Source organism: Labilibacter marinus (genome assembly GCF_001659685.2).
GTDB lineage: Bacteria > Bacteroidota > Bacteroidia > Bacteroidales > Marinilabiliaceae > Saccharicrinis > Saccharicrinis marinus.
This window is the reverse complement of sequence record NZ_LXYE02000012.1, coordinates 12,740-38,133: the sequence shown is the minus strand read 5'-3', so window position 1 is coordinate 38,133 and position 25,394 is coordinate 12,740. Positions and strand designations below refer to the sequence as shown.

23 protein-coding genes are annotated in these 25,394 nt (G+C 35.6%); 10 read left to right on the top strand and 13 right to left on the bottom strand.

Features of this window, described 5'->3' with window-relative positions:
* Positions 1-51 precede the first annotated feature (51 nt).
* Entirely contained in the window at positions 52-2,178 is a 2,127-nt protein-coding gene (locus A8L32_RS05280; RefSeq protein WP_066628528.1) for an HD family phosphohydrolase, read from the bottom strand.
* Between the two features lie 262 nt (positions 2,179-2,440).
* Here A8L32_RS05280 and A8L32_RS05275 point away from each other — a divergent pair, with 262 nt between their 5' ends.
* Positions 2,441-3,220: a C40 family peptidase gene (locus A8L32_RS05275; RefSeq protein ID WP_066628526.1), complete on the top strand. Its 780-nt coding sequence runs from the start codon at positions 2,441-2,443 to the stop codon at positions 3,218-3,220.
* Positions 3,221-3,222: 2 nt separating this feature from the next.
* Positions 3,223-3,654, top strand: a complete 432-nt coding sequence (locus tag A8L32_RS05270; RefSeq protein WP_066628523.1) for an NUDIX domain-containing protein — start codon at positions 3,223-3,225, stop codon at positions 3,652-3,654.
* On the opposite strand, the gene A8L32_RS05265 is transcribed toward A8L32_RS05270, so the two are convergent.
* From A8L32_RS05265 to A8L32_RS05210, 12 genes are all read right to left on the bottom strand, one after another.
* Positions 3,651-4,073, bottom strand: a complete 423-nt coding sequence (locus tag A8L32_RS05265) for a hypothetical protein (RefSeq protein ID WP_066628520.1) — start codon at positions 4,071-4,073, stop codon at positions 3,651-3,653. The two genes, A8L32_RS05270 and A8L32_RS05265, sit on opposite strands and share 4 nt — an antisense overlap.
* A 7-nt stretch (positions 4,074-4,080) precedes the next feature.
* Complete coding sequence (locus A8L32_RS05260; protein WP_066628517.1) at positions 4,081-4,728, bottom strand: WbqC family protein; 648 nt, start codon at positions 4,726-4,728, stop codon at positions 4,081-4,083.
* Complete coding sequence (locus A8L32_RS05255) at positions 4,718-4,999, bottom strand: lipopolysaccharide assembly protein LapA domain-containing protein (RefSeq protein WP_075590196.1); 282 nt, start codon at positions 4,997-4,999, stop codon at positions 4,718-4,720. The genes A8L32_RS05260 and A8L32_RS05255 overlap by 11 nt, the downstream gene beginning before the upstream one ends.
* Before the next feature lie 31 nt (positions 5,000-5,030).
* The gene (gene lepB, locus A8L32_RS05250) at positions 5,031-6,263 is read right to left on the bottom strand and encodes a signal peptidase I (RefSeq protein ID WP_066628506.1); all 1,233 of its coding nucleotides are present in this window, start codon (positions 6,261-6,263) and stop codon (positions 5,031-5,033) included.
* A gap of 70 nt (positions 6,264-6,333) precedes the next feature.
* Positions 6,334-7,776: a S26 family signal peptidase gene (locus tag A8L32_RS05245; protein WP_066628504.1), complete on the bottom strand. Its 1,443-nt coding sequence runs from the start codon at positions 7,774-7,776 to the stop codon at positions 6,334-6,336.
* A 16-nt stretch (positions 7,777-7,792) separates the two neighbouring features.
* Positions 7,793-8,509, bottom strand: coding sequence for a 4-hydroxy-tetrahydrodipicolinate reductase (gene dapB / locus A8L32_RS05240; protein WP_066628502.1), 717 nt, complete (start codon positions 8,507-8,509; stop codon positions 7,793-7,795).
* Between the two features lie 246 nt (positions 8,510-8,755).
* Positions 8,756-10,072 carry a cysteate synthase gene (locus tag A8L32_RS05235; RefSeq protein ID WP_198931731.1) on the bottom strand — a complete coding sequence of 439 codons (1,317 nt, stop codon included), beginning with the start codon at positions 10,070-10,072 and terminating at the stop codon, positions 8,756-8,758.
* Positions 10,073-10,312: 240 nt separating this feature from the next.
* Positions 10,313-10,663: a 50S ribosomal protein L20 gene (gene rplT / locus A8L32_RS05230; protein WP_066628499.1), complete on the bottom strand. Its 351-nt coding sequence runs from the start codon at positions 10,661-10,663 to the stop codon at positions 10,313-10,315.
* A gap of 96 nt (positions 10,664-10,759) precedes the next feature.
* A complete protein-coding gene (rpmI, locus tag A8L32_RS05225; protein WP_430934850.1) occupies positions 10,760-10,948 on the bottom strand; it encodes a 50S ribosomal protein L35 in 189 nt (62 codons plus the stop codon).
* Positions 10,949-10,991: 43 nt separating this feature from the next.
* Positions 10,992-11,552 (bottom strand): translation initiation factor IF-3, encoded by a 561-nt coding sequence (infC, locus tag A8L32_RS05220; RefSeq protein ID WP_071797441.1) that lies wholly within the window; start codon positions 11,550-11,552, stop codon positions 10,992-10,994.
* Between the two features lie 35 nt (positions 11,553-11,587).
* Positions 11,588-13,540 carry a threonine--tRNA ligase gene (gene thrS, locus A8L32_RS05215; protein ID WP_066628493.1) on the bottom strand — a complete coding sequence of 651 codons (1,953 nt, stop codon included), beginning with the start codon at positions 13,538-13,540 and terminating at the stop codon, positions 11,588-11,590.
* Positions 13,541-13,764: 224 nt separating this feature from the next.
* On the bottom strand, positions 13,765-14,487 hold the full coding sequence (locus A8L32_RS05210; RefSeq protein ID WP_066628490.1) for a DUF6567 family protein: 723 nt from the start codon (positions 14,485-14,487) through the stop codon (positions 13,765-13,767).
* A 280-nt stretch (positions 14,488-14,767) separates the two neighbouring features.
* Between A8L32_RS05210 and A8L32_RS05205 the strand changes: the two genes are divergently transcribed.
* The 8 genes from A8L32_RS05205 (at position 14,768) to A8L32_RS05170 (ending at position 25,388) form a co-directional block, all read left to right on the top strand.
* Positions 14,768-16,957 (top strand): S9 family peptidase, encoded by a 2,190-nt coding sequence (locus A8L32_RS05205; protein ID WP_066629116.1) that lies wholly within the window; start codon positions 14,768-14,770, stop codon positions 16,955-16,957.
* Between the two features lie 143 nt (positions 16,958-17,100).
* Positions 17,101-17,724: an energy transducer TonB gene (locus tag A8L32_RS05200; protein ID WP_066628487.1), complete on the top strand. Its 624-nt coding sequence runs from the start codon at positions 17,101-17,103 to the stop codon at positions 17,722-17,724.
* Positions 17,725-18,169: 445 nt separating this feature from the next.
* Positions 18,170-20,089: an arginine--tRNA ligase gene (argS, locus tag A8L32_RS05195; RefSeq protein WP_066628485.1), complete on the top strand. Its 1,920-nt coding sequence runs from the start codon at positions 18,170-18,172 to the stop codon at positions 20,087-20,089.
* 113 nt (positions 20,090-20,202) lie between these two features.
* Entirely contained in the window at positions 20,203-20,892 is a 690-nt protein-coding gene (locus A8L32_RS05190) for a glutamine amidotransferase-related protein (RefSeq protein ID WP_066628480.1), read from the top strand.
* A gap of 233 nt (positions 20,893-21,125) precedes the next feature.
* On the top strand, positions 21,126-22,109 hold the full coding sequence (gene wtpA / locus A8L32_RS05185) for a tungstate ABC transporter substrate-binding protein WtpA (RefSeq protein ID WP_066628471.1): 984 nt from the start codon (positions 21,126-21,128) through the stop codon (positions 22,107-22,109).
* A gap of 142 nt (positions 22,110-22,251) precedes the next feature.
* Positions 22,252-23,565, top strand: coding sequence for an alginate export family protein (locus A8L32_RS05180; protein WP_083631189.1), 1,314 nt, complete (start codon positions 22,252-22,254; stop codon positions 23,563-23,565).
* The gene (locus A8L32_RS05175; protein WP_066628467.1) at positions 23,558-24,349 is read left to right on the top strand and encodes an ABC transporter permease; all 792 of its coding nucleotides are present in this window, start codon (positions 23,558-23,560) and stop codon (positions 24,347-24,349) included. Before A8L32_RS05180 ends, A8L32_RS05175 begins: the two co-directional genes overlap by 8 nt.
* Complete coding sequence (locus A8L32_RS05170; RefSeq protein ID WP_066628464.1) at positions 24,342-25,388, top strand: ABC transporter ATP-binding protein; 1,047 nt, start codon at positions 24,342-24,344, stop codon at positions 25,386-25,388. Before A8L32_RS05175 ends, A8L32_RS05170 begins: the two co-directional genes overlap by 8 nt.
* Positions 25,389-25,394 lie beyond the last annotated feature (6 nt).

Here is a 25,394-nt window from a genome sequence, read left to right as displayed (position 1 = left end):
AATTTCATTAAAAAAGCCGCTATCAATATTATTGTTAGCGGCTTTTCTATGTTATCTCTTTTTCACTTTGGGATAAGAAACACGAGCGTGGTATATGTTTCTTAACTTTTGCTTAAACACCTGTTTAGCGGTTGTTATCTCCCTAAAGGTAATAGGCGCATTATAAAACTGCCCTTCCTTAATTTGAGTATTTACAATATTTTCAACCAGCTTATCAATCGACTTGTCGGAATATTCCTTTAAGCTTCTACTAGCGGCCTCAATGGAGTCAGCCATCATTAAAATAGCAGTTTCCTTTGTAAAAGGTGTAGGACCTGGATAAGTAAAGTTTTTATCCACCACATCTTTATCTGGATACTTATTAATGAATGAATTATAAAAATATTTTGTTTTAGTAGTTCCTTGATGAGTTGAAATGAAGTCAATTATCTTTTCAGGTAACTTGTGTTTACGAGCTATTTTCACTCCTCCTTCAATATGGTCAATCACTAACTTAGCACTATCTTCAAAATCCATATTATCATGTGGATTAATTCCAGTGGTCTGATTTTCGGTAAAATAAACTGGCGTAGCTGTTTTACCGATATCATGATACATAGCTCCAGCTCTAACTAATAAAGGATTCGCATCTATTTTGTAGGCGACCTCTTGTGCTAAATTACCCACCTGGATGGAGTGCTGGAAAGTGCCTGGCGCATTCTCAGCCATCATACGTAATAATGGATGATTAGTATCAGATAATTCAACCAAGGTTACATCAGATAAGAAGCCAAATAACTTCTCAAAGATGTAAATCATCGGATAAACCGCAAATATCAATAAACCATTAATTGCAAAATAAAGGAAGCCTTGATAATCGATAGTTTGTATATCTCCTTCACGTATTAAATGTAAACCTGTATAAAATATAGAATAGGTAAGAAAGATAAATATTGAGGAGCGTACAATTTGTGCTCTACGCGCCATCTTATACAAACTAAATATAGCTGCAATACCAGCTGGTATTTGTAAAAAGATAAACTCAAAACTATTGTTACTAAAGAAGGATGCTAAAAGAATTGCGGTTACATAAATAAAGAAACCGAGACGAGAGTCCATAAAAGTACGAACAATCAGAGGCAAAATGGTAAATGGCATTACCCAAATCGGTATTTCAGGAATTCGATGCGCAATAAAAGCCAGCGATATTATCATACATAAAATCAGTAATAAAAAGGTTATATAACTGAGGTTGATGAAAACATCTTTCCTGTAGAAATAAAGAAAAAGAAAAAGCCCTGTTAAAAACATTAAAGTGACTAAAACATGCCCACCTAATATTATATTATGTTGAGAAAGTGTTCCTACCCTTGATTCATATTCCTTTTTATAGGAGTCCAGTTTCTTAAGCGCACTTTCATCAATAATTTCTCCTTTTTCAACCACTCTTTGTCCTGCCAATACAATACCATTGGTTAACGACATATTTTCTAGCACATTTGCTTTTTCGGCATCTGTTCTAATATTATCGATATTGACGTTCGGTTCCAACACCTCATTAAGATATAGCTCAGACACAAATTGCTCCACCCCTTTAAAATCATTTGTAGACAAGGCTAAACCTTTGGCAAATTCTTTGGTCGCAAACTGATATGCCGACCTTAAAGTAAAGAACTCACTGGATAAATAGGGTTCCGCCAGATTCCCTTTAACCAACATGAGCTCTAATTCACTCTTGCTCTCCAAATACTCATCAGGAACGGCAACAATACCTTTCGCAAATACATCCAAAAAAATAGTATCCGCTAACTCTTTAATTCTATCTGCATTTAGTTGCTTTTTATATCGTCTTTTTAAAAACCTGTATTTAGCCTTATAGCTTGGCAACTTGCTTTCATATGATTTTAAAAAAGCCTGCTTGGCAGAAACAACCACCGTACTATCGTACAGAAAGTAAGGCCTAAAATTTTTAAGAATGCTATCCTGCTCAAGCTCTAATTCTTCCGAAGTTTTGTACACCCTAAAGTCAAATGGTGCAATTAATACTTCGTATCGCCAAGGCTCCCCTTTTCCAAATTGATAACTGAACTTACGTTCGCGAGGCATTAGGTTGGCAATAATAGCTACGGCCACCAAAAACAACAAAACGCGATAAGATGCGTGAGAATATTTCTTAAAACGTTGAAAAAAATCTTTCATACGATATAATTTAAAAATCTTATAAACTAAATTAATATAGGAACCATTTTATTAACGAATTCTATCTTATCTATTACAACCACCTAATCACTATTTGATTATCCGCTTCAATCCCACATAAAACTCCTATAAACTTTAACAAATATGGGTAAAATCCATTACAATTATAAGCTATAGTAGCCCCTTGTTGATAATTTTACGTTTTGCTAAAACTTGTTTTGCTATATTTTGGTATATTCGCAGCTCAAAATGTGAGGTAATTATGAGCGGTTCGATAAGTGTATTTGGTTTTATTCCTGTGAGAAATGAACCTTCTGAAAAGTCTGAGATGGTAACCCAGATTCTTTTTGGTGAAACTTTTGTTGTTTTAGAAAAAGAAGCCAAATGGGCAAAAATAAAAATGGACTTTGATGGTTATGAGGGCTGGATTGATGCTAAATTAGTATTCTCGGTTGCAGCAACAGAGTATGAGCTATGGAAAAGCGCGAATGCTTGGATGGTACCAACGCCTAAAATTACCATTGTTAAAGACGGTTCAAGTGCTCCAATAATAATTCCAGCAGGAAGTAGGGTTGTATTTAATGGTCACGACAGAAATAGTTTTTCAATTGGTAAAAATGACTATTTCATCTCAGGTCAAGTTCCAAGCGATAAAGAATTAGGCATTAGAGAGGTCGCAACCTCCTTATTACACACACCATATCTATGGGGTGGCCGATCTTATTTCGGAATTGATTGTTCTGGTTTATCTCAAATTGTATATAAAATTAACGGAAGCTGGCTTCCCAGAGATGCTAATCAACAAATAGAGTTAGGTAATAACGTAAGCTTTGTAGAGGAAGCCAAAACTGGTGATTTAGCCTTTTTTGATAATGAAGATGGTAGCATTGTGCATGTGGGTATTTGCCTTGGTGCAGGTAAAATAATTCATGCTTACGGCGAGGTTAGGGTTGATACTTTAGATCATCAAGGCATCTTTAATCATGACGCCAATAAATACTCGCATAAGCTAAGGGTTATTAAACGAATTATTCCTGAATAATAATGAGTTTCAGCTACGAGTATCCACGCCCTGCAGTAACGGTAGATGTTATCTTAATTACACAAGAAAAAACTCCGCGCGTACTTTTAATCCAAAGAAAACATGATCCGTTCGAAGGAGACTGGGCTTTCCCTGGTGGCTTTTTAGATATGGATGAAGATATAGAAACCGCTGCTTTAAGAGAACTCGAAGAAGAAACTAACATCAGTAATATTAGCATAAAGCAATTTAAAACCTATGGCGCGCCCAAGCGAGACCCCAGAGGAAGAACTGTATCTATTGTTTTTTATGCTTTTATTAAGGAGGAAATACAAACTAAAGCTGGGGATGATGCCAGTAAAGCGGAATGGTTTAATCTAAATGAAATCCCTAAGTTGGCATTTGATCATGATTTAATCATGAAAGAATTCTGTAACGAGATTATTCAGGACTAATTTGCCTGTATTTTTCTTTTGAGGATTTTGAGTTTTGTTTGTTCAAACAATAACAATGCAAGCACAGCTCCAATTATACTAGCCACGATATCATTAAAATCATTTACTATACTCCCAAACATAAAAGGCTCAAATTCTTCTCGAATAAGCATTGTTAGGCAAATTGCAGTGAAAGAATACACCACATAGTTCCCCATCCTCTTATTAAGGTAAAATAAGGCAATAGGAATAAAAACAATACCCGCGGCAAAGGCAGCCAGAAAATTCGGCAAACTCCCTAGCAGTACTACAATAAAATTATTGATTTGAAAACTAGGACGCAGGTAATCTCTGTTTAAAACATAAACTAACTGCAATACAATAAGCACAGCAACAACAGCAACAATTACCTTAAATTGTGTTTTATCCTTCGAAATCATCTTAGAGCTATTCTTTTTCAATACTATCTTCCAAGTAATCTATTGCTTCAGGTCCTTTATTGAATAGCAGATCTATTACACTTAAATTAGGCTTGAATTCAAACCTATCCTGAAACACCTGACGATATTCTAAAACTTTAAACGACGAATCAAACGCTTTAAAATCCTTTTTAGGGTGAATGATGTCTCTATAATCAGTCACTCCTTCGGTCTTCCTCGAAATATATTCCTCGGTTAATTTTATCTCTATGGGGTAATCAAGCACATCCCAAATGGTTTGAAGCAATTCCATATTAAAATCGAATAAAAACTTGTACTGCTTCTCGTAAAATGGCACAAAATCATCCATATAATATTCAAAGAACGGCGATGAATTATATGCGGAAACAATGGAGCGCCAATGCAATTTTTGCCATCGCTCATCATAGGAGATTTCTAAATCCTGAATCTTAACTTTAGGTCCTCTACCTTTGGTTACAGGAATAGTTAAGGGGATTGTTCCGTTTGCAGCGATTATATCACAACGGTTTCTATACGTCTGCCTTAAATAATTATCATGTTGTTCAACAGCAGGATTATCTGCATTGATAAAATGAGCTAGGTATTGAATGGGTGGCAAATAAGCCGTTGCAAATACAGATATATTACGCTTCATCTTTAATTTCTTCTTCTACTTTTTCCTCTTTTTCAAAAGGAATATCCTGAGCAACGTTAGCCTCCTTATTTTTTCTCTTCTGCCTCATGGCTATTGCATAATAAGCAGCTCCTACCAAGGCGCCTAGTATAAATACAGTAATTAATAAAATAGCCAAAGACAATTCCATTTGCCAGGCCAACAATTGAAAACTGACCATATCGGCATTTTGAACTGAAAAAACCACTATAAAGACTGCCAATATCATTAAAATCCAAAACGACTTCTTCATAACAACTCAATTTAAAAAATGTATGCCTAATTTACTCTACTTTCTTCAAAAATCTATCTTTCCTAAAATAAATCCAATTTTTCCTACTCATATCTCTCGACAATAAAACCTTGTCCACTCTTCCTATAATATGATTTTCAGGAACAAATCCCCAAAACCTACTATCAAACGAATAAGGACGATTGTCGCCAATAACCCAGTAGTAATCCATTTTAAAAGTATATTCGGTTACAGCTCGATCATTAATAAAAATACTTTTATCTCTAACCTGAATCTTATTTTCTTCAAAAGTTTCAATAGCTCTACGATAGAACCCCAAGTTTTTCAAACTCAGCTTTATCTGATCTCCTTTTTTTGGAATATAGATAGGACCCATGTGATGCATATTCCACAATAGGTGTTGATTAAATGGAAAAATCATTCGATCTGGAAAGTTTTTAAGCATATGATCTGGCTTCACCCCATCGCTTATTTCCTTAGCTCTTATGTAATCCGACTCTAGCATCTCCCAGTTTATTCCTTTTTCATTTTTTGATTCGTTGTACGGAATAAACCCTTTCTTTTTTAGCTGTTGAAGACTTTCTTCTTCTACAATATATCTATCAATGGAAATCTCTGGAAATTCAATCTTCTTACTGTTTGCAAAGCAAATACCTCTTTCAATTTTAATGGTATCACCAGGCAATCCATACACACGTTTAACAAAGCGAGGTCTATCTTCTATTTCAAAAAAGCGCAAATCACTCTCTTTCTTCAATTCCTTTCCTCCTTTACCATATAACCTCTTTAAGTAATGATAACTTTCGGTAGGTCTACTTTTTAATAAAGTATCTCCATCTGGAAAATTAAAAACAATCACATCTTTATAATTCAATTTTGAAGCCCCTATACTACGGCTATAGCTTTTAAAATGATTATGCCCATGACGAGGACCTGGAACTAATTTGTTCACTAATAACACATCACCTACCTGCAAAGTTTCGTGCATTGATGGTGTATGAAAGGTATATATCCCAACAAAATTAGTCTGCACAAACATTAAAATCCAAAAAGCAAACAAAATAGCCACTATCCATTCTACCCAAGCAAAGCGTTTTCCTAAGTGCATTTTTATAAAGTACCAACCGCTCTTACAATAAGACTTTGACCTAGCTGTCTCGGCAATTACAGCAATACCAACAAATGGCAAGATGCTTTTAGACCAAATACCAAGCACAAAAAACAATAAGCTAATAAGCCATTTAAAAATATGAGATTTCTTCATTACTTAAAACTAAAAAAGCAGGAACCCATACCATAATAAGTAGTTCCTGCTTTCTTTAATAATTAATATTTTACTCGTTAACCACCCATTTAAAGAAACGATCAAAACGGATTTTTCCGCCTAACCAAGATTTATCCTTATTTAAAGATAACCAAACTAAAATAGGACGACCAACTACATGATCTTCCGGAACAAAACCCCAATATCTTGAATCAGCAGACTGATGACGATTATCTCCCATCATAAAGTAATAATCCATCTTAAAAGTATACTCAGTCGCTTTTTCTCCATTAATGAATATTTGATCATCTTTAACCTCAAGCTTATTACCTTCGTAGGCAGTAATAATTCTATCGTACAATACCAAATTCTTCATATTTAAATCAACCGAAGCTCCTTTTTTAGGAACATATAGTGGACCATAATTATCTCTACTCCATAAATAATCCTTACTATATGGCCAAGCCTGAACTGTTCCTGTTGAATCTACCTTTTCTTCATCCATCTGTATCTGACGAATGAAAGGATAGGTTTTCATCATATCTGCTTTTTCCTCAGTTAAAGGAATAATATATCTACCAGGTGCAACACTCATCCTTCCCGCATCTTCGTTCGAGATTTCCATCTTATCTAAAAACCGCGAGTTCATAGCAGTACCATCGGTTAGCACATGATAAAAATGCTGCAAACCATCAGGATTTTCTACTTTGCCTCCATTAATGTAGATTTGGTTATGTCGTATTTCAAAAGTTTCACCAGCTATGGCTACACACCTTTTCACATAATTATCTCTTCTATCTACAGGACGATAAACCACTTCTCCATAATCCTCAGAGTTAAGCATAATATACTCTTTACCCAACTCTCTATATCTATTTAGTTTTTCCCACTCACTTGCACTCTCCAACCCATTCATTAAACTTTTATCAGTATACGATCTAGATACACCAATTCGTCGTGCTTGCTCGTAAATATCTGGATTAACACTTTTAACAGGAACAGTATCTCCAGTAGGAAAGTTAAACACCACAATATCACCATTCTCTACATTTCCAAATCCCTTTAACCTTTTATAATCCCATTGAGGCCATTCGACATATGACTTTGTGTTTAAACCAGGTACCGTATTTTGCAATAGCGGGAAAGATAATGGTGTATTAGGAATACGCGGTCCGTAACTTACTTTACTAACAAAAAGATGATCGCCCACCAACAAAGATTTCTCTAAAGAAGATGTTGGAATTTTATAATTTTGAAATAGGAATAAGTTAATGAAGTACACTGCCACTAGTGCAAAAACTAAAGCATCTACCCATTCTATCCAAGCAGCTGGCTTTTTACCTTCTTTCGTTCGTTTCCAAAAATCCCAAGGTACTTTTTTAGTAATATAAACATCAAAAACAATAGCTACTCCGGGCAATAACCAATAGTTACCTACCCATAATACCCATAATACGTATACTAGCGCTGCAATGGAAAATCTGATCCATCTTGCTAATGAAACTTTAGGCATATTAATTTAGTTTTAGTTAAAATTTAAGCATATCACTCATCCCCAAGAAACCTTGTTTTTTTGCTGTAAACTCAGCAGCTAAAACAGCTCCTAAAGCAAAACCTTTACGCGATTTTGCACTATGGTGAATAATTATTTCATCTACTTCTGAATCGTAAATTACAGTATGAATTCCTGGCACTTCTTCTCTTCTGAAGGCTTCAATCTGAAGTTGATCTTTATCTGCAAACTGATCTTCAGTCCATGCTTTTTTACGGTCTACATTTTCAAGTATTCCTTCAGCTAATGTAATTGCCGTTCCACTAGGACTATCCTTTTTATGAATATGGTGGGTTTCTTCCATCGATACATCATAATCACTAATCCCATTCATTAATTGAGCTAGTTTTTTATTGATCTCGAAAAAGATATTTACACCCACACTAAAGTTTGAAGCATAAAAGAAAGTCTGACCTTTGTTTTCACACTGGTCTTTCATTTCTTCCATTTTATCTAACCAACCAGTAGTTCCAGATACAACTGGCTTATTTCTCTTAAAACACTCAACAAAGTTATTATATGCAGCATCTGGCATAGTAAACTCGATAGCAACATCTGCAGCAGCAAAACCTTCTCCATCAAAGGTATCATCGCTGTTCATATCTATTTTAGCAGTAATGGTATGTCCGCGTTCAATGGCAATCTTCTCAATCTCTTTTCCCATTTTGCCATACCCTATCAATGCAATATTCATACGTAGTATTTATTTATAGAATAAGTATAAAGATACAGGACTAAGTAATACCAAGACCTTTAAAGGCATGTTTTAACTTAACATTAACCTACATTACCAATACTTACTCATTGATTTTACAAATGAAACGCAAATATAAAAAAGATACTTAGATAACTTATGGCATTTTAGTGTTATTCAGTAGCTATAAAAAGAAAAAGCACGAAGAATATTTCCCCGTGCTTATATATCGTTGTTTTGGTCTAGCTACTCAACCAATACTTTTTTTTTATTAAAAAGCTCACTTAAAACCTCTTCTACTTCCAGTAAAGACGGATTTATATTAAACACATGATGAGGTTTCATATACTTAATTTCTTTCTCGCTTTTAAAGCGCTCTTCTCCACCACCTGTAACATTTAAAACGATACAGTCATCTTTATCTACTAAACCATCGCGCACTGCGTTTATTAAAGTTGCTGTAGCTACGGCTGCTGCAGGATGAATGTCGTTACCTTCTAATTCTTTAAAAATACGACCTGCTTCCAGAGCTTCTTCATTGTTAGCACATAAAACATCTCCTCCAGCTTCACTCATTGCATCATACAATCCACCACAAACACCATAAGGTGGTTTTCTATTGGAAAGCACTTTAGCATCAATGGCCTCAACCTGCTTACGGGCAATATCGTCATCCATCGGAAGAATATCTCTAGATTTAGCTTTCCATGCATCATGAATAGGTACAAATGGTGTATTTTGAGAAACCATTAGTTTCATCATATTTTCACCATAGCGACCATCTTCAATTAATCGCACATTAGCTTCCCAAGCTGCAATAGCACCTGTTCCACTACCCACTGCCTGAAAATAGAAATCTGGAATTTTACCTATGGTAGTAACTGCCGATAAAGTTGTAGTTCCCATACCATCGCGACGAGCTACATTTTTAGCTCCTCCTTCAGCAATAAAACCATTCAATTCACAAGCTAAATTTGATAGATGAATAGCATCAAAATAATCACTACCCGATCTTGTTACCACTAACTTAACGTTATCTTTTACTGGCTTATCAAACCAAAGAGCACTTAAGTTATCTTCGGGCACACAAAGCAATAAAGGAATGTTATTATCTGAACAAACACGTGCAAACGCTCTTGCTGTATTACCTGCAGAAGCCACCACTAAAACAGTTCCATCCTTCGTCTCTAATCTTCCACCTACTGCATACGCCTCGGTTTCTTTAAAAGAACAAGTTACAAAGTTGGCACCCTTTTCAGGCCAATAACCACTAAATGTAATATGTAAGTCGGATAATCCTAAATGTTTAGCTAAGCCTTCACTTTTATAGGTAACAGGAGCCGATGACCCTTCCATCATTTTATGTACGGGCAACCAATCTGCAAAACGAAAAACACCATACGACGCATCCTTCACTTCAATTTGCTTCTTATTATAGATCGCTCTAATCAAAGAAGGCTCTTTCTCACAAGGTGTCTCCAAAGTCCAACCCGCGTCCTCAAATTGTTTTCCTGTTCTAACGCACTCCAATATATACGGAGTTGCTTTAAATTCTTTACTCATAACTTAATACAAATTTTAAGCTGCAAAAAAAGATATTTATAATTATTAAAGCGTTCTACTCACCAAATGACCCTTGGTATACAGAACACTTTGTCTATACTCTTTGCTCCTGCAAATGTTACACAAATGAATGACAGAATCAAACCTTTGCCTATATTTTTACTATTATATTTTTTTCAAAAAAGAAAAAAGGCAGAAAAGATAAACTTTTCTGCCTTTTACTATTTTAAATCTGATTGCTTAGTTAGCCATTGCTTTTTGAACAACTGCTTTAAAAGCATCAGGATGATTAACAGCTAAATCAGCTAAAACTTTTCTGTTAATCTCAATATTTTGCTTGGTCATCATACCCATTAATTTAGAGTAAGAAACTCCTTCTAAACGAGCTGCAGCATTGATTCTTTGAATCCATAATGCTCTAAACTGACCTTTCTTTCTTTTTCTATCACGGTACGCGTAACCTAAACCTTTTTCGTAGGTATTCTTAGCTACCGTCCACACGTTCTTTCTGCGTCCAAAGTTACCTTTGGTTGCTTTTAAAACCTTCTTTCTTCTTGCTCTTGAAGCAACAGCATTTACTGATCTTGGCATTTTGTTTTGTTTTAGAATGATTAGCGTCCTATTCTTAGGATCTTTCGGCTAACTTCATTCGATTAATAATTTTCTTTTTAATAAGGTGTACCCCTATTACTTCATGTTCAAACACAACTTGATGTTACTCTCATCAGAAGGATGAACTAAAGTTGCGTAAGTAAGATTTCTTTTTTGCTTTTTAGTCTTTTTTGTTAAAATGTGACTTTTAAAAGCATGCTTTCTTTTAATCTTACCGCTTCCAGTGATCGTAAAACGCTTTTTAGCACTGGATTTCGTCTTCATCTTTGGCATTGTACTATTATTAAAATGTTTATATAATTGAAGCTTACTTCTTCACTTTTTTAGGTGAAAGGAAGATAATCATCCTCTTACCCTCAAGCTTAGGTAGCTGTTCAACCTTTCCAAATTCTTCCAGATCCTGAGCAAATCTTAACAATAAAATTTCCCCTTTCTCTTTAAACAAAATAGAACGCCCTTTAAAAAATACATAGGCTTTCACTTTTGCTCCTTCTGAAAGAAATTTTTCAGCATGCTTAAGTTTAAACTGATAATCATGATCATCGGTATTAGGACCAAACCTAATTTCTTTCACAATCACTTTTACAGCTTTAGACTTCAGCTCTTTTTGCTTACGTTTTTGCTGGTACAAAAACTTCTGATAGTCGGTAATACGACAAACTGGAGGATCAGCTTTAGGAGAAATTTCCACCAAATCCAATTCTAACTTATCAGCCATTTTAACTGCTTCGGATGTGGAATAAACCCCTGGCTCCTCAACATTTTCACCAACCAGTCTAACTTTTGGAATTCTAATTTCGTTATTTACACGAAAATTTGGTGTGTCCCTCTGCGGCGGACCGCTATTTCTTCTTCTATTAAGTGCTATTTTAAGATCCTCCCTTAATTATTATTAATACTCTATTATTTAGATTCAATCGACGAAAGTAATTCTTCCACTTCCTTATTGATAAAACTGGCAAACTCTTCAATGGCCATAGTACCTTTATCACCATCTCCTTGTTTACGCACAGAAACGGTATTTGTCTCTGCTTCCTTTTCTCCTACAATAAGTAGGAAAGGTATGCGTTTCAGCTCGTTATCTCGAATTTTACGTCCGATTTTCTCATTACGATCGTCTAAAACGCTGCGAATATCGGAATTATTCAGGACATTTGAAACTTTTTCTGCGTAATCGTTATATTTTTCGCTAATTGGTAGAACAACCACTTGCTCAGGAGTTAACCACAACGGGAACTTTCCTGCAGTATGCTCAATTAAAACGGCTACAAAACGCTCCATACTTCCGAATGGTGCACGGTGAATCATAACAGGACGATGTTTAACACCATCGCTACCCATATATTCCAAATCGAAACGGTCTGGTAAATTATAATCTACCTGAATAGTACCCAACTGCCATCTACGACCAATGGCATCACGTACCATAAAGTCAAGCTTTGGACCATAGAAAGCAGCCTCTCCATATTCCACGATGGTTTCCATACCACGCTCTTCACACGCTTCTATAATAGCAGACTCGGCTTTCTCCCAATTTTCTTCGCTACCAATATATTTTTCGGTATTTTCTTTATCTCTTAAAGAAACTTGTGTAATAAAATCTTTAAAATCAAGCGCCTTAAAAATATATAAGATAATATCGATTACTTTTTTAAACTCATCTTTTAACTGATCGGGCGTACAGAAAATGTGTGCATCATCCTGCGTAAAACCACGAACCCTAGTTAAACCATGCAACTCACCACTTTGCTCGTAACGATATACTGTACCAAACTCAGCCATACGAATTGGCAGATCTTTATAAGATACAGGCTTCACCTTAAAAATCTCACAATGGTGAGGACAATTCATTGGTTTTAATAAAAATTCTTCTCCTTCAGCTGGTGTATTAATTGGCTGAAAAGAATCTTTACCGTACTTTGCATAGTGACCTGAAGTAACATACAACTCCTTATTACCAATATGCGGTGTAATCACCTGTTGATAACCATGCTGTCTTTGAACTTTTTTCAAGAAGTTCTCTAAACGCTCTCTTAGCATAGCACCCTTTGGCAACCATAAAGGCAAACCCTGTCCTACACTTTGAGAAAAAGCAAATAACTCTAACTCTTTACCGATTTTACGGTGATCACGCTTTTGAGCTTCTTCTAATTTAACCATGTACTGTTCCAACATTTTTTGCTTTGGAAAAGTAATGGCATATACTCTAGTTAACTGTCTACGCGTTTCGTCTCCTCGCCAATACGCTCCAGCAATACTCAACACCTTAATGGCTTTAATGACTCCTGTTGATGGCAAGTGAGGTCCACGACATAAATCAGTAAACTCTCCTTGTTTATAAAATGTGATAGTACCATCTTCAAGTTCGTTAATCAACTCAAGTTTGTACTCATCATTCTTTTCTGTAAAATATGATAAAGCTTCAGCTTTGCTTACTTCAGTACGTTGGTACGAATTTTTCAGACGAGCCAACTCCTTCATCTTAGCCTCAATCTTAGGCATATCAGAATCACGCAATACTGCTTCCTCACCTGGATCTACATCGTAGTAAAATCCATTTTCGATAGAGGGTCCAATACCAAACTTCATTCCTGGATACAAAGCTTCCAAAGCTTCCGCCATTAAGTGAGCCGAAGAATGCCAAAATGCATGCTTCCCTTCTTCATTCTCCCACTTATATAACTTAATGGATGCATCTGAATTAATTGGACGTGTAAGATCCCACGTTTCATCATTTACTGAAATTGATAAAACCTCTTTAGCCAATCGAGGACTAATACTCTTGGCAATCTCTAAGCCAGTTACTCCAGCTTCATACTCTCTTACACTATTATCTGGTAAGGTTATTTTAACCATGACTGTTATTTTATTTGCAAAGTTTTAGATTATACGAACACCCAAACTTATACAACTGTTTAAAATGTATTATTAAAAAGTGGCGCAAAGATAACTAATATTTGTTAGCTCAATTAATTCCATTGTTAAATTTTAAGCTTGATTAAATAATAAACATAAAAAAGGCAGTACTCTCAACATTTTAATTGAGAATACTACCTCATTTATAAACTCTATATAATAACTTAATACTTTGTTTTTACTTTCCGCCCAGTCTTTAAATCATCTAATAATAATTCATTTAGTCCTATAGCCAAAACTTTTGTCACCTTGCTTATTTCAATGTCTTTAGTTGGATCATCAATTGCATAATACGCTCCTGTTTCCAATTCTTTGTACTTTTTATTCATAACAAATAAATTATCTTCGGATACTCGTTTTGTTAGTATTACATCTTTTTCACTCCTATACAACACCCTGATCTTGCCATTACCTTCCAACGATAAAATAGTACCAACCTTTAATCGGGAGTTCATCACAGAATCGCCAACTGCAAACAAGCCACTTTTACTAGTCGTTCCAATCAGTTTAGCCTGATAAACATCCGAATAAAGGTCTTGAGAACTATTTCCAGAAAAATCGACAACATCAGCTGTTACCGTAACTTTAACCTGACTATAAACCAAAGGCCAATAGGTCCTTTTAAAGTCTATCGTATAATTCTGGTATTCTTCATTTTTATTTAGAGGTCTATTCTTAATCATTTCACGTTTCGCCTCTAACACAGAAGCATCTTGCTTATGTCCGCCAAAACAAAAATACTTATCCACCTGAGCCACACCATAAGCTACATCTTTATAAACAACTGGCTTACTTGAAGAGTTAGAACTGATTACTCCCGAACGAGAAGATACACACGACGCCAAACATACGCACGCCAATAAGAATAGAATTAGATTGGATTTCATTTTTATGATAATTTAGAGTTAGTTAATTTAAATACAAACAGACCTTTAGTCGACAATTTAAGAATGCACTTAACACGCAATCAAACAAACAAATAACATGCCAATATGCATTAAAACACTTAATAATTTAAGTTTATATTTTCACACACTTATTTTACATTATCAATACTAATCAATATCATCGAATATCCAATAGCTATAGTCGAGTAATTTGAAAAGGGTCTCGTTTTTGTTAGTTTTGCTAGCTTAAGAAGCAATGTATAATCAACAAAACATCATAATGAATAGAATATTTTTAATAATTGGTCTGCTATTACCATTGACCATTTTAGCCCAAAAGAAAACAGTTACACTGGAGGACTTAAATAAGAACTACTCTTTTTATCCTAAATCTGTTCATGGTTTAGAGTCGATGAAAGATGGAATGCATTACACTACCCTTGAAAACAAAGCTACCCAAGTGGTAAAATATGCCTATGCAACGGGTAAACAAGTCGGTGTAATTCTTGACTTGGCTAACATCGAAGACTGCCCCGTAAGCCATATTCAAGGCTACGAACTAAATAATACCGAAACCAAAGTATTGATTTACACCAATAAAAAAGCCGTATATCGTCGTTCATTTAAGGCTGATTATTATGTGTATGATATTAAGCAAAAAGAAATTAAACCACTCTCCGAAAAAGGACGTGAGCAAGTAGCCACTTTCTCTCCTAACGGCGAAATGGTTGCTTTTGTGCGAGATAACGATATGTACATTAGCAAACTAAAATTTGGTATTGAAGTACAAATAACCAAAGATGGAGAGTTTAATAAAATAATTAACGGTATTCCAGACTGGGTTTACGAAGAGGAGTTCAGCTACAACAAGGCATTTGAATGGTCGCCCAACAGCTTGGAGTTAGCCTACGTTCGTTTTGACGAATCAGAAGTGAGAGAATTCTCCTTTCCGATGTATCAAGGTAGCCACCCAAACTACGACGAAAATGCATTATACCCTGGAGAATATAAGTTTAAATATCCTAAAGCAGGCGAAACAAATTCTAAGGTTAGCGTAAATGTTTTTCATGTAAAAAACAGAACTACAAAAACCATGAAAATTGAGGATAGTAAAGAATATTATATTCCAAGAATTAAGTGGACACATGAAGCTGGACAATTAGGTATCTTTAAAATGAATCGTCACCAAAACCAGTTTGATTTATTAATTGCCAATACTGCCAGTAGCCTGACTAAAAATATTTTCACAGACAGAAACAAGTTTTTTGTATCGGAGGAAGTATTAGACAACCTTACCTTTTTAAACGACGGCAAGCATTTTATTTATGTAGGTGAGCTAGATGGATACAACCACATTCACCTTTATACCATGGCAGGCATGAAAGTTCGCCAAATTACTAAAGGGGATTGGGACGTAATGCATTATTATGGTTACGATGCCAAAAAGAAGCTGATTTATTATCAGGCTGCAGAAAAATCACCTACACAAAGAGAGATATACGCCGTCAGCATTGATGCTAAAAAGAAATATACTTTAAGTACAGAAGCAGGAACCAACAATGCCACTTTCAGTAGCAACTTTAAGTATTTTACAAATTATTATTCTAGTACTACTACACCCACTAAAGTTACTTTACATAGCCAAAGCGGAAAACTAATCAGAACATTAGAAGACAACAAATCTTTTAATAAAATGATGGATGAGTATCTGATTTCTCCAAAAGAGTTTTTCTCCTTTAAAACTTCGGAAGGCATTGAATTAAACGGTTGGATGGTTAAACCTTTAAATTTTGATCCCAACAAAAAGTATCCTGTTTTGATGACGCAATATAGCGGTCCTAATTCGCAACAGGTGCTGGATAAATGGGGTATTGGCTGGGAACAATATTTAGCTACCGAAGGATATCTAGTGGCCTGCGTTGACCCTAGGGGAACCGGTGCGCGTGGAGAGGAGTTTAGAAAATGCACCTACATGCAATTGGGCAAATTAGAATCAGATGACCAAATTGAAGCCGCTAAATACCTTGGCTCACTAACTTATTGCGATGCTGATAGAATTGGAATTTGGGGATGGAGCTTTGGAGGATTCATGAGTTCGAGCTGCTTAAGTAAAGGGGATGGTATTTTTAAAGTAGGTATTGCAGTGGCTCCTGTTACCAACTGGCGTTATTACGATTCTGTATATACCGAAAGATATATGCGTAAACCACAAGAAAACGCCAAAGGGTACGACGACAATTCACCTATTAATATGGCAGAAGATTTAAGTGGCAGATTGTTTTTAATTCATGGTACGGCCGACGACAATGTGCATTACCAAAACACCTTAGAGTATGTAGAACAATTGGTTCAGGCCAACAAACAGTTTGATATGTTTGTATATCCTAACCGCAACCACAGCATTTTTGGAGGAAACACCAGAATGCACCTATACACCATGATGAGTAATTATTTGAAGAAGAATTTATAACATCATTCAAAAGCATGTTGGTGAACTTTCATAAGTCCAACATGCTTTTTTTAAGCCTACTTTTCTCAAAAAACTCCTTGATTAACGGGGTTTTGAACTTTCCTTTCATTTACGTAATTTTACTTTAAACAAAAGCTACTACTTTGAAATATACGCTATCGGTCATATTACTTTTTGTATTTGCTTTCTCAACATTTGCTCAAGTAAAAACCATTCGCAAATCGAACAATGCTTTTTACGAAGAATTCCTTGTGCTTAAATCGGACACTTCCATTAAAAGCGGTCGATATATTAAAAAATATAAGAACTATGTGATAGAACGAGGCGCCTTTAAAAACAACGAAAAATATGGCAAGTGGGCTTATTTTTCGCTGGATGGCGTATTCGAATTTGAATATGATTACACCAACAACAAGGTGGTAAAGATCTCTAACAAACAAACACCTGATGAATATTTAGAGACGCCTATTCTCTTTCATGGGAGTCCCATTATCCCATATTTGTTTATGGTAAGACGAATACATTACCCAACAGAAGCCAAAAACAAAGACATCACAGGAAAGGTTGTTTTAGCCATCAACATCAACAAAAAAGGAGACATCACGAGTTTGTATATCAAAGAAAAGCTTCATCCATTACTAGATAAAGAAGTCATGCGTGTGGCAAAAACGATGCCCAACAATTGGGAATGGATACCTGCCACATACCACGGACAAAACATAAGCAGCGAATACCTTATCGACATTAGCTTTGAGTTGACAAATTAATAGACATAATAGGCTCTCAACCTTTCTTCATTTCAACCACTCCCCTTTTTCATACCTGCATCTACCATGTATAGCATAATTATATAGGTACAGATCACGGCAATCGCATTTAAACAAGTATTTAATATACCACCCCGCCTAAGATTCAGGAGGGGAAAGTGCAGCGGAGTTCATAGACCGACAACAGTAGGCATTCAAAAAGAGTTTAACAGAACTTCAAATTCAGTGCAGCATCCAAGCAAGCTCATATCTTAAATCATTAAAAATCATGCAAATCAAGCTCTCCTTCTTTTCAAGGAGGAGTACCGCGAAGAATGAGTGGGGAGGTGGTTTTAAAATGCTAAATACAATTACCCTGATGTACAGATGAATTAGTATCGTGTAAAAGCATAACTTTTTTATCTTTGCACTTTCATTGAAATAAAATACGCAGAAAAGCATAGCTATGAATATTGAAATGCAGCTAAAAGGCAAACTAATTGCCGCAGTTAAAGAGTTATACGGACAGGAAATAAATGAGAAACAAGCACAGGTACAAATCACTCGTAAAGATTTAACGGGAGATTTCACCATTGTGGTTTTTCCATTATTAAAAGTTTCTAAAAAATCGCCTGAAGATACTGCTAATGATATTGGTGAGTATATTAAAAACAACGACGAAACCGTTTCCAATTTTAACGTAGTTAAAGGCTTCTTGAACATTGAGTTGGCTGCCGATTATTGGTTAAACTTAGTGAACGAAATTGTTGCTCAAGACAAACATGGTTATGTAACTGCAGATGAAAATTCGCCCTTGGTGATGATTGAATATTCTTCGCCAAATACCAACAAACCACTACACCTTGGTCACATCAGAAACAACCTGTTGGGATATTCTGTTTCTAGAATTGCAGAGGCAAACGGTAACAGAGTGGTAAAAACTAACATTGTAAACGATAGAGGTATTCATATCTGTAAATCAATGTTGGCATGGAAAAAATGGGGTGAAGGCTGCACGCCCGAATCTACGGGTAAAAAGGGCGACCACTTAGTGGGTGATTTTTATGTGATGTTCGATAAAAAGTACAAAGCAGAAATCAGCACTATCATCGAAGAAAAAATTTCGGAGTATACTCCTATAAAAGATAGCGAAGACTTCAAGGCTACTTTTTCTGCTTTAAAAGCTAAAAAGAAAACCAAAGAAGGTTTAAACGAGACAGAAGTTGAGCAATTAAAGGCTTGCGAAGAATTAAGCAAATATGCCGAAAACAATGCGCCTTTAATTATTGAAGCACGCGAAATGCTGCTTAAATGGGAAGCTAAAGATAAAGAAGTTTACGCCGATTGGAAGATGATGAACCAATGGGTTTATGCTGGATTTGATGTTACCTATAAAAAGCTTGGGGTTGATTTCGACAAGATTTATTACGAATCGGAAACCTACACCGAAGGTAAAGACATGGTTCTTCAAGGACTTGAAAAAGGTGCTTTTTACCGCAGAGAAGATGGCAGCGTTTGGTGTGATTTATCGGATAAAGGTTTAGATGAAAAACTGTTATTGCGTAAAGACGGAACTTCAGTTTATATGACTCAGGATATTGGTACTGCCAAACTACGCTACGACGATTTTGACATTGACAAAATGGTTTATGTTGTAGGTAATGAGCAAGATTATCACTTTCAGGTATTGGCTCTATTGCTAGATAAGCTTGGTTTTAAATGGGGAAAAGACTTGATGCATTTCTCTTACGGAATGGTTGAACTTCCGCATGGTAAAATGAAATCGAGAGAAGGTACTGTAGTTGATGCTGATGACTTGGTGGACGAGATGGTAAAAACCGCTCGCCAAATGTCGAAAGAGTTAGGAAAGCTTGATGGTTACACCGAAGAAGAAGCTGAAGAAGTATTTAAAATGATTGCTCACGGCGCTTTAAAGTATTTTATCCTTAAAGTTGACCCACGTAAAAACATGACCTTTAATCCTGAGGAGTCTATTGACTTTAATGGAAACACTGGTCCTTTTATACAATACACGCACGCTCGTATTAAATCTATATTCCGAAAGGCAGCAGAAAAAGGAATTGAAATTTCGGACAAGGCGCCAACTAACGTTGAAATTGGCGAAAAGGAAAACAACTTGATTAGAACCATTGCTAATTTCCCTAATGTGGTTGCCGAAGCTGGAAAAACCCTTTCGCCTGCTGTTATAGCGAACTTTGCTTTTGATTTAGCGAAGGCATACAACCAGTTTTATCACGATTGTCCTATTTTATTTGAAGAGGACGAAAACATACGTATGATGCGTTTAGTACTGTGCAAAACAGTAGCTAAAACACTCAAAAACGCGATGTGGTTGCTAGGCGTTGATGTTCCAGAAAAAATGTAGTTTTTGTTAGACGAACATTATCATATATCAAGATTTGAACCTGTAATCTTCAAATCTTGATACTTTTCATCTTTCTAGTTTGGCTTTCGTCTTGACACTTGACACTATCGCAAATGAACATACATTGGATACAACATGTGCCTTTTGAAGGGCTTGGAAACATTGAAGAGTGGGTTATTAACAATAACCACGCTCTAACTTGTACCAGGCAATTTAACAGTGATGCTCTACCTAAACTCGATAGCATTGATATGCTGATTGTGATGGGCGGTCCCATGGGTGTTTATGACACGGATGAATATAGCTGGCTAGCAGAGGAGCTACAATTTATAAAATTGGCCATTGAGGCGGATAAAGCTGTATTGGGCATCTGTTTGGGTTCACAATTTATGGCTGCCGCTATGGGTGCTAAAGTTTACCCTGGACCTTTAAAAGAAATTGGCTGGTTTCCTGTTACACTATTAAATGAGGAAAACCCCATCCACTTTACAAGCTCCACCCCTACCGTTTTCCATTGGCATGGAGATACTTTTGAATTACCTGCACAAGCCCAACACCTAGCATCCACAAATGAAGTCACTAGTCAAGCATTTAGCATAGGAACTAAAGCCATCGGATTACAATTTCATTTAGAGCAAACAGAAGCCACTATCCAAGACATGGTAAAAAACTGTGGTCATGAATTGGTTGATGGAGAATCAAAAATCCAATCTGCACAAGAAATCATCAATGAGAAATCATTTTTTGAAGAGAATAAAAAAGCTATTTTTGGACTATTGGACTATTTGAGTGAGAGAACTTAACCTTATCCATTGATTAAAACTACTTACAAATACCATCCATTATTTAGACGAAATAAAAAGTAGGGCCTCCTCGTCTTAAAAAACATCAATCTTAATACATACCTGATAATAATATATATTTTTGTGGCGACATGCATTATTGTGCATATCGAAATAGTATCTCCCCAGAAAAACCACACTATCTAATACATGGGAGGTAAAAAAACAAACCACAGACATATAAAAAACAACTAATGAAAACAATTAACCTAAAATTATCAATGCTATTTTTAGCATTTTCATTTCTTACCTTTTCATGTGTAAACCAAAAACAAAGTTCATCAAACAATAACAACTCAAAAGAACTCATCATATTTCATGCAGGAAGTTTAACTGTTCCTTTTAAGCAAATAGTTACCGAGTTCAACAAAGAATACCCCCATGTTAAAGTTTTATTAGAAGGTGCTGGTAGTAGAAAATGTGCACGCAAGATTACCGATTTAAAAAAATCCTGCGACATTATGGCTTCAGCCGACTATACCGTAATAGATAAATTACTTATTCCTGATTATGCAGACTGGAATATTAAATTTGCCTCCAACGAAATGACCATTGTTTATCATGATGGCTCTAAATTTTCAGACGTAATAAACGAAAGCAATTGGCACGAAATTTTAGCTAAAGATGAGGTGGCCTTTGGAAGATCAGATCCCAATGCAGATCCTTGCGGTTACAGAGCTGTATTAACAAGTAAACTAGCAGAAAAGTACTATGCTAAAGAAGGTTTAGCCGACCAACTATTAAATAAGAATCAGAAATACATCCGCCCAAAAGAAACCGATTTATTAGGCCTTTTAGAATCTCATGCTATCGATTACATCTTTTTATACCGTTCAGTAGCTGAGCAACACGGCTTAAAATATGTAGTACTACCCGACTCTATCAACCTTAAAAAACCAGATTTAGCAGAATTCTATCAACAAGCTACCGTTAACATTAGCGGAAAAAAACCTGGTGAAATAATCACAAAACAAGGAGAACCGATGGTTTATGGGCTTACCTTAATTAAAGATGCTCCCAACAAGGAGATAGCTATGCAGTTTTTAACCTTCTTATTAAAAGAGGAAAAAGGTTTGGCTATCATGAAAAAGAACGGACAACCCGATGTAGTTCCTTCACCAACTGAATCATTCGATGCAATACCAGAAAATCTTAAAGAATTTGCATTAAGCAAATAAAAATAATCTGGCACCTACGTTTATAATATCATCATACATTAAGAATACCTTTTAAAACCTACTCTTTAAAAGGTATCGTAATCAATAGAGTTTTTAACCCGAAGATAACTTTAGGTCTAGAACAGCTATACTATTATTAAGAATGAAAACAGCAATACAAACTATATTATTCCTATTAAGCATACTATTAGTTCCAACAAATGCACGCTCTCAATCTGAGTTTAAAATTAGTACAACTATTCGACCTAGAATGGAGTTTAGAGATGGCTATAAAACCTTAAAAAAGGAAGGTGATAAACCAGCAGCATTTGTCAGTCAGCGCTCACGCTTAAGAGTGGACTTTAAAAATGAACTTGTACAGACTCGCTTTACCATTTACGATTATCGCGTTTGGGGCGATCAAATGTGGAAAAAAGACATTCCCACTGCTGGTATTCACGAAGCTTGGGCATCTGTAAAACTAGGCGAATATACACGTTTAAAAATTGGAAGACAATCGTTTCAATATGATAACGGAAGATTACTATCTGCAGTAAATTGGAACCAGGTTGGAGCCGCTCATGACGGTGCCATGTTGAGTTATCTTAAAAATGATTTTAATTTAGAAATATTCTCTGCCTGGAATCAAAACAAAGAAAACAACATAGGCACCGATTACATGTATGATGGATTAACAGCCTCGTTTTATTATAAGAATTTGAATATACTTTGGTTGAGCAAAAAATTTAACAAAGCTCAACTTTCTTTTCTAACTCTTGTGGATGGTCATGAAGAAGTAAAAGAAATAGAAGGTGAAGAAATCAACAATCCTGAACATTTAAATTATCGATATACTTCGGGCTTAATATACAAACAGGCCATTGGAGATATTAAATTTAAAGCGCAAGGATTTTTCCAAGGGGGTAAGTTATATACAGGAGAAGATGTGAGTGCATTTTACTTAAATTGTGAAGTCAACTATAAGATAAGCTCCAATGCAGGTATTCAATTGGGCTTTGAAACTTTTAGTGGTAATGATTATTCCGACACGGATAATACGACTAACAAAGCCTTTGATATTTTACTTGGAGCTCGTCATAAATTTAACGGACGTATTGATTATTTTAGCACACCTTCAACAACTAAACAAGTAGGATTAGTTAACCCTTTTACTAAATTGGATTACAGTTTTAAAAATAAAACATCAGTAAAACTAGCTTATCATCAGTTCTTCTTACACCAAAGTTATTTACCAGATAACAATACTCAATCCGTAGATAAATACTTAGGACAGGAAATAGACCTTACGGTGAAGAAAAAATTTAATGATTATATGAGTATTCAAGGTGGCTATTCTATTATGCTTGCTTCCAATACTATGGAATTATTAAAAGGAGGAGACAAAACCAAACTTAATCAATGGGCTTTTGTTATGTTTACAATCAATCCAACATTGTTTACCCATAAAAATGAATAAACTTCAGCCACTATATCTGGTATTTGTATTTTTAGGAGGGCTATTATTACTATTTATTGTAGCACCCCTTACGGGAATGGTACTATCTACTTCGCCCAGCAGTTTCTTTGAGGTGGTACAAAACAAAGAAGTGATTGATAGTATAAAACTAACTATTCTTACCTCATTTGGTGGTACCTTATTTTTTGCCTTTCTAATTATCCCGCTGGCCTATTTAATGGCTCGAAAGGAGTTTCCTGGTAAAAAGATTATTTCTGGTATTATCGACCTACCTATAGTTATACCGCATTCTGCCGCTGGTATAGCTGTATTGGGTTTTATTTCACGAGACTCGGTTATTGGTAAAGCAGCAGATTCAGTCGGACTAAACCTGATCGATCATCCCATTGGTATTGCGTTGGCCATGGCATTTGTTAGCATTCCATTTTTATTTAATGCTGCTCGCGATGGATTTGAAGCAGTACCTGTACGCCTAGAAAAAGTAGCTTTAAATTTGAAAGCCTCTCCAACCAAAACTTTTTTTACCATATCATTACCATTGGCATCACGAAGTATTCTATCAGGATTTATTATGATGTTTGCCCGAGGAATGAGTGAATTTGGCGCTGTAGTAATTGTGGCATATCATCCTATGATTACACCCGTTTTAGTTTACGAATGGTTTACCAGTTACGGACTGGCCTATGCACGTCCTGCAGCTGTATTATTTATAGCCATATGCTTGATATTTTTTGTAACTCTAAGGTTGCTGGTTAAAAACAAAGAACAACAACGCCATGCTTGAATTAAAGAATATTAGCAAAAACCTAGGTGAGTTTTCGCTGAATAACATTAACATTAGCGTGAAAGAAAAAGAGTACTTTGTAATCCTAGGCATCTCTGGCGCTGGCAAATCTGTTTTACTTGAAATGATTGCAGGACTCTTAAAGCCAGACTCGGGTTCAATTGTTCTTTCGGAACAGGATATTACCCACGAAAAAATACAGCATAGAGATATAGGCATCGTCTTTCAGGATCACGCTGTATTTCCGCACATGTCCGTTTATAAAAACATCATGTATCCGTTAAAAAACATGGGTACACCTAAAACTAAAGCCAAAGAAATAGTACATCGTTTTGCTGCTTTAATGAATATAGATCATTTATTGGATCGAATGCCTTCAACCCTTTCTGGAGGAGAAAAACAAAGACTGGCTTTAGCCAGAACACTGGTATTAGAACCAAAGTATTTGTTATTGGACGAGCCTCTTGCTTCAGTGGATGCCCAACTTAAAAGTGAGTTGCGCTTTTTATTGCGAAAGATTAACCGCATGGGCATCACCATTGTTCATGTTACCCACGATTACGAAGAGGCTATTTCTTTAGCTGAAAGAGTGGCTGTTATTTATCAAGGAGAGCTCATTCAAACGGGCACTTCTAAAGAAGTATTCAATAATCCCAAATCTAAATTTTTAGCCAATTTTACCGGAATAAAAAACTTTTTTAGCGCAAAAGGTTTGTCAGAGAATCTATCTATTGCTGAGGATAAAGTAAAGGTTCATCATTACAAAGAAACTGCAGACAGTGATGGATACATTTTATTTAGAAGTGAAGATGTTATCGTTTCAGCAGCAAACAACCCATCCAGCACATTAAATAATTTCGAAGGTAAAATCATCGACATATTCCCTAACATACACGGCATGGAACTGCTTATTGACATTGGCATTGAAATTACTGCACATGTTACTAACGAATCGGTTAAGCATCTTCAACTGGAATTAAATAAAAATGTATGGGTAAGTTTTAAATCTACCGCAGTGAAGTTTATACCCCACGAGTAAAAAATG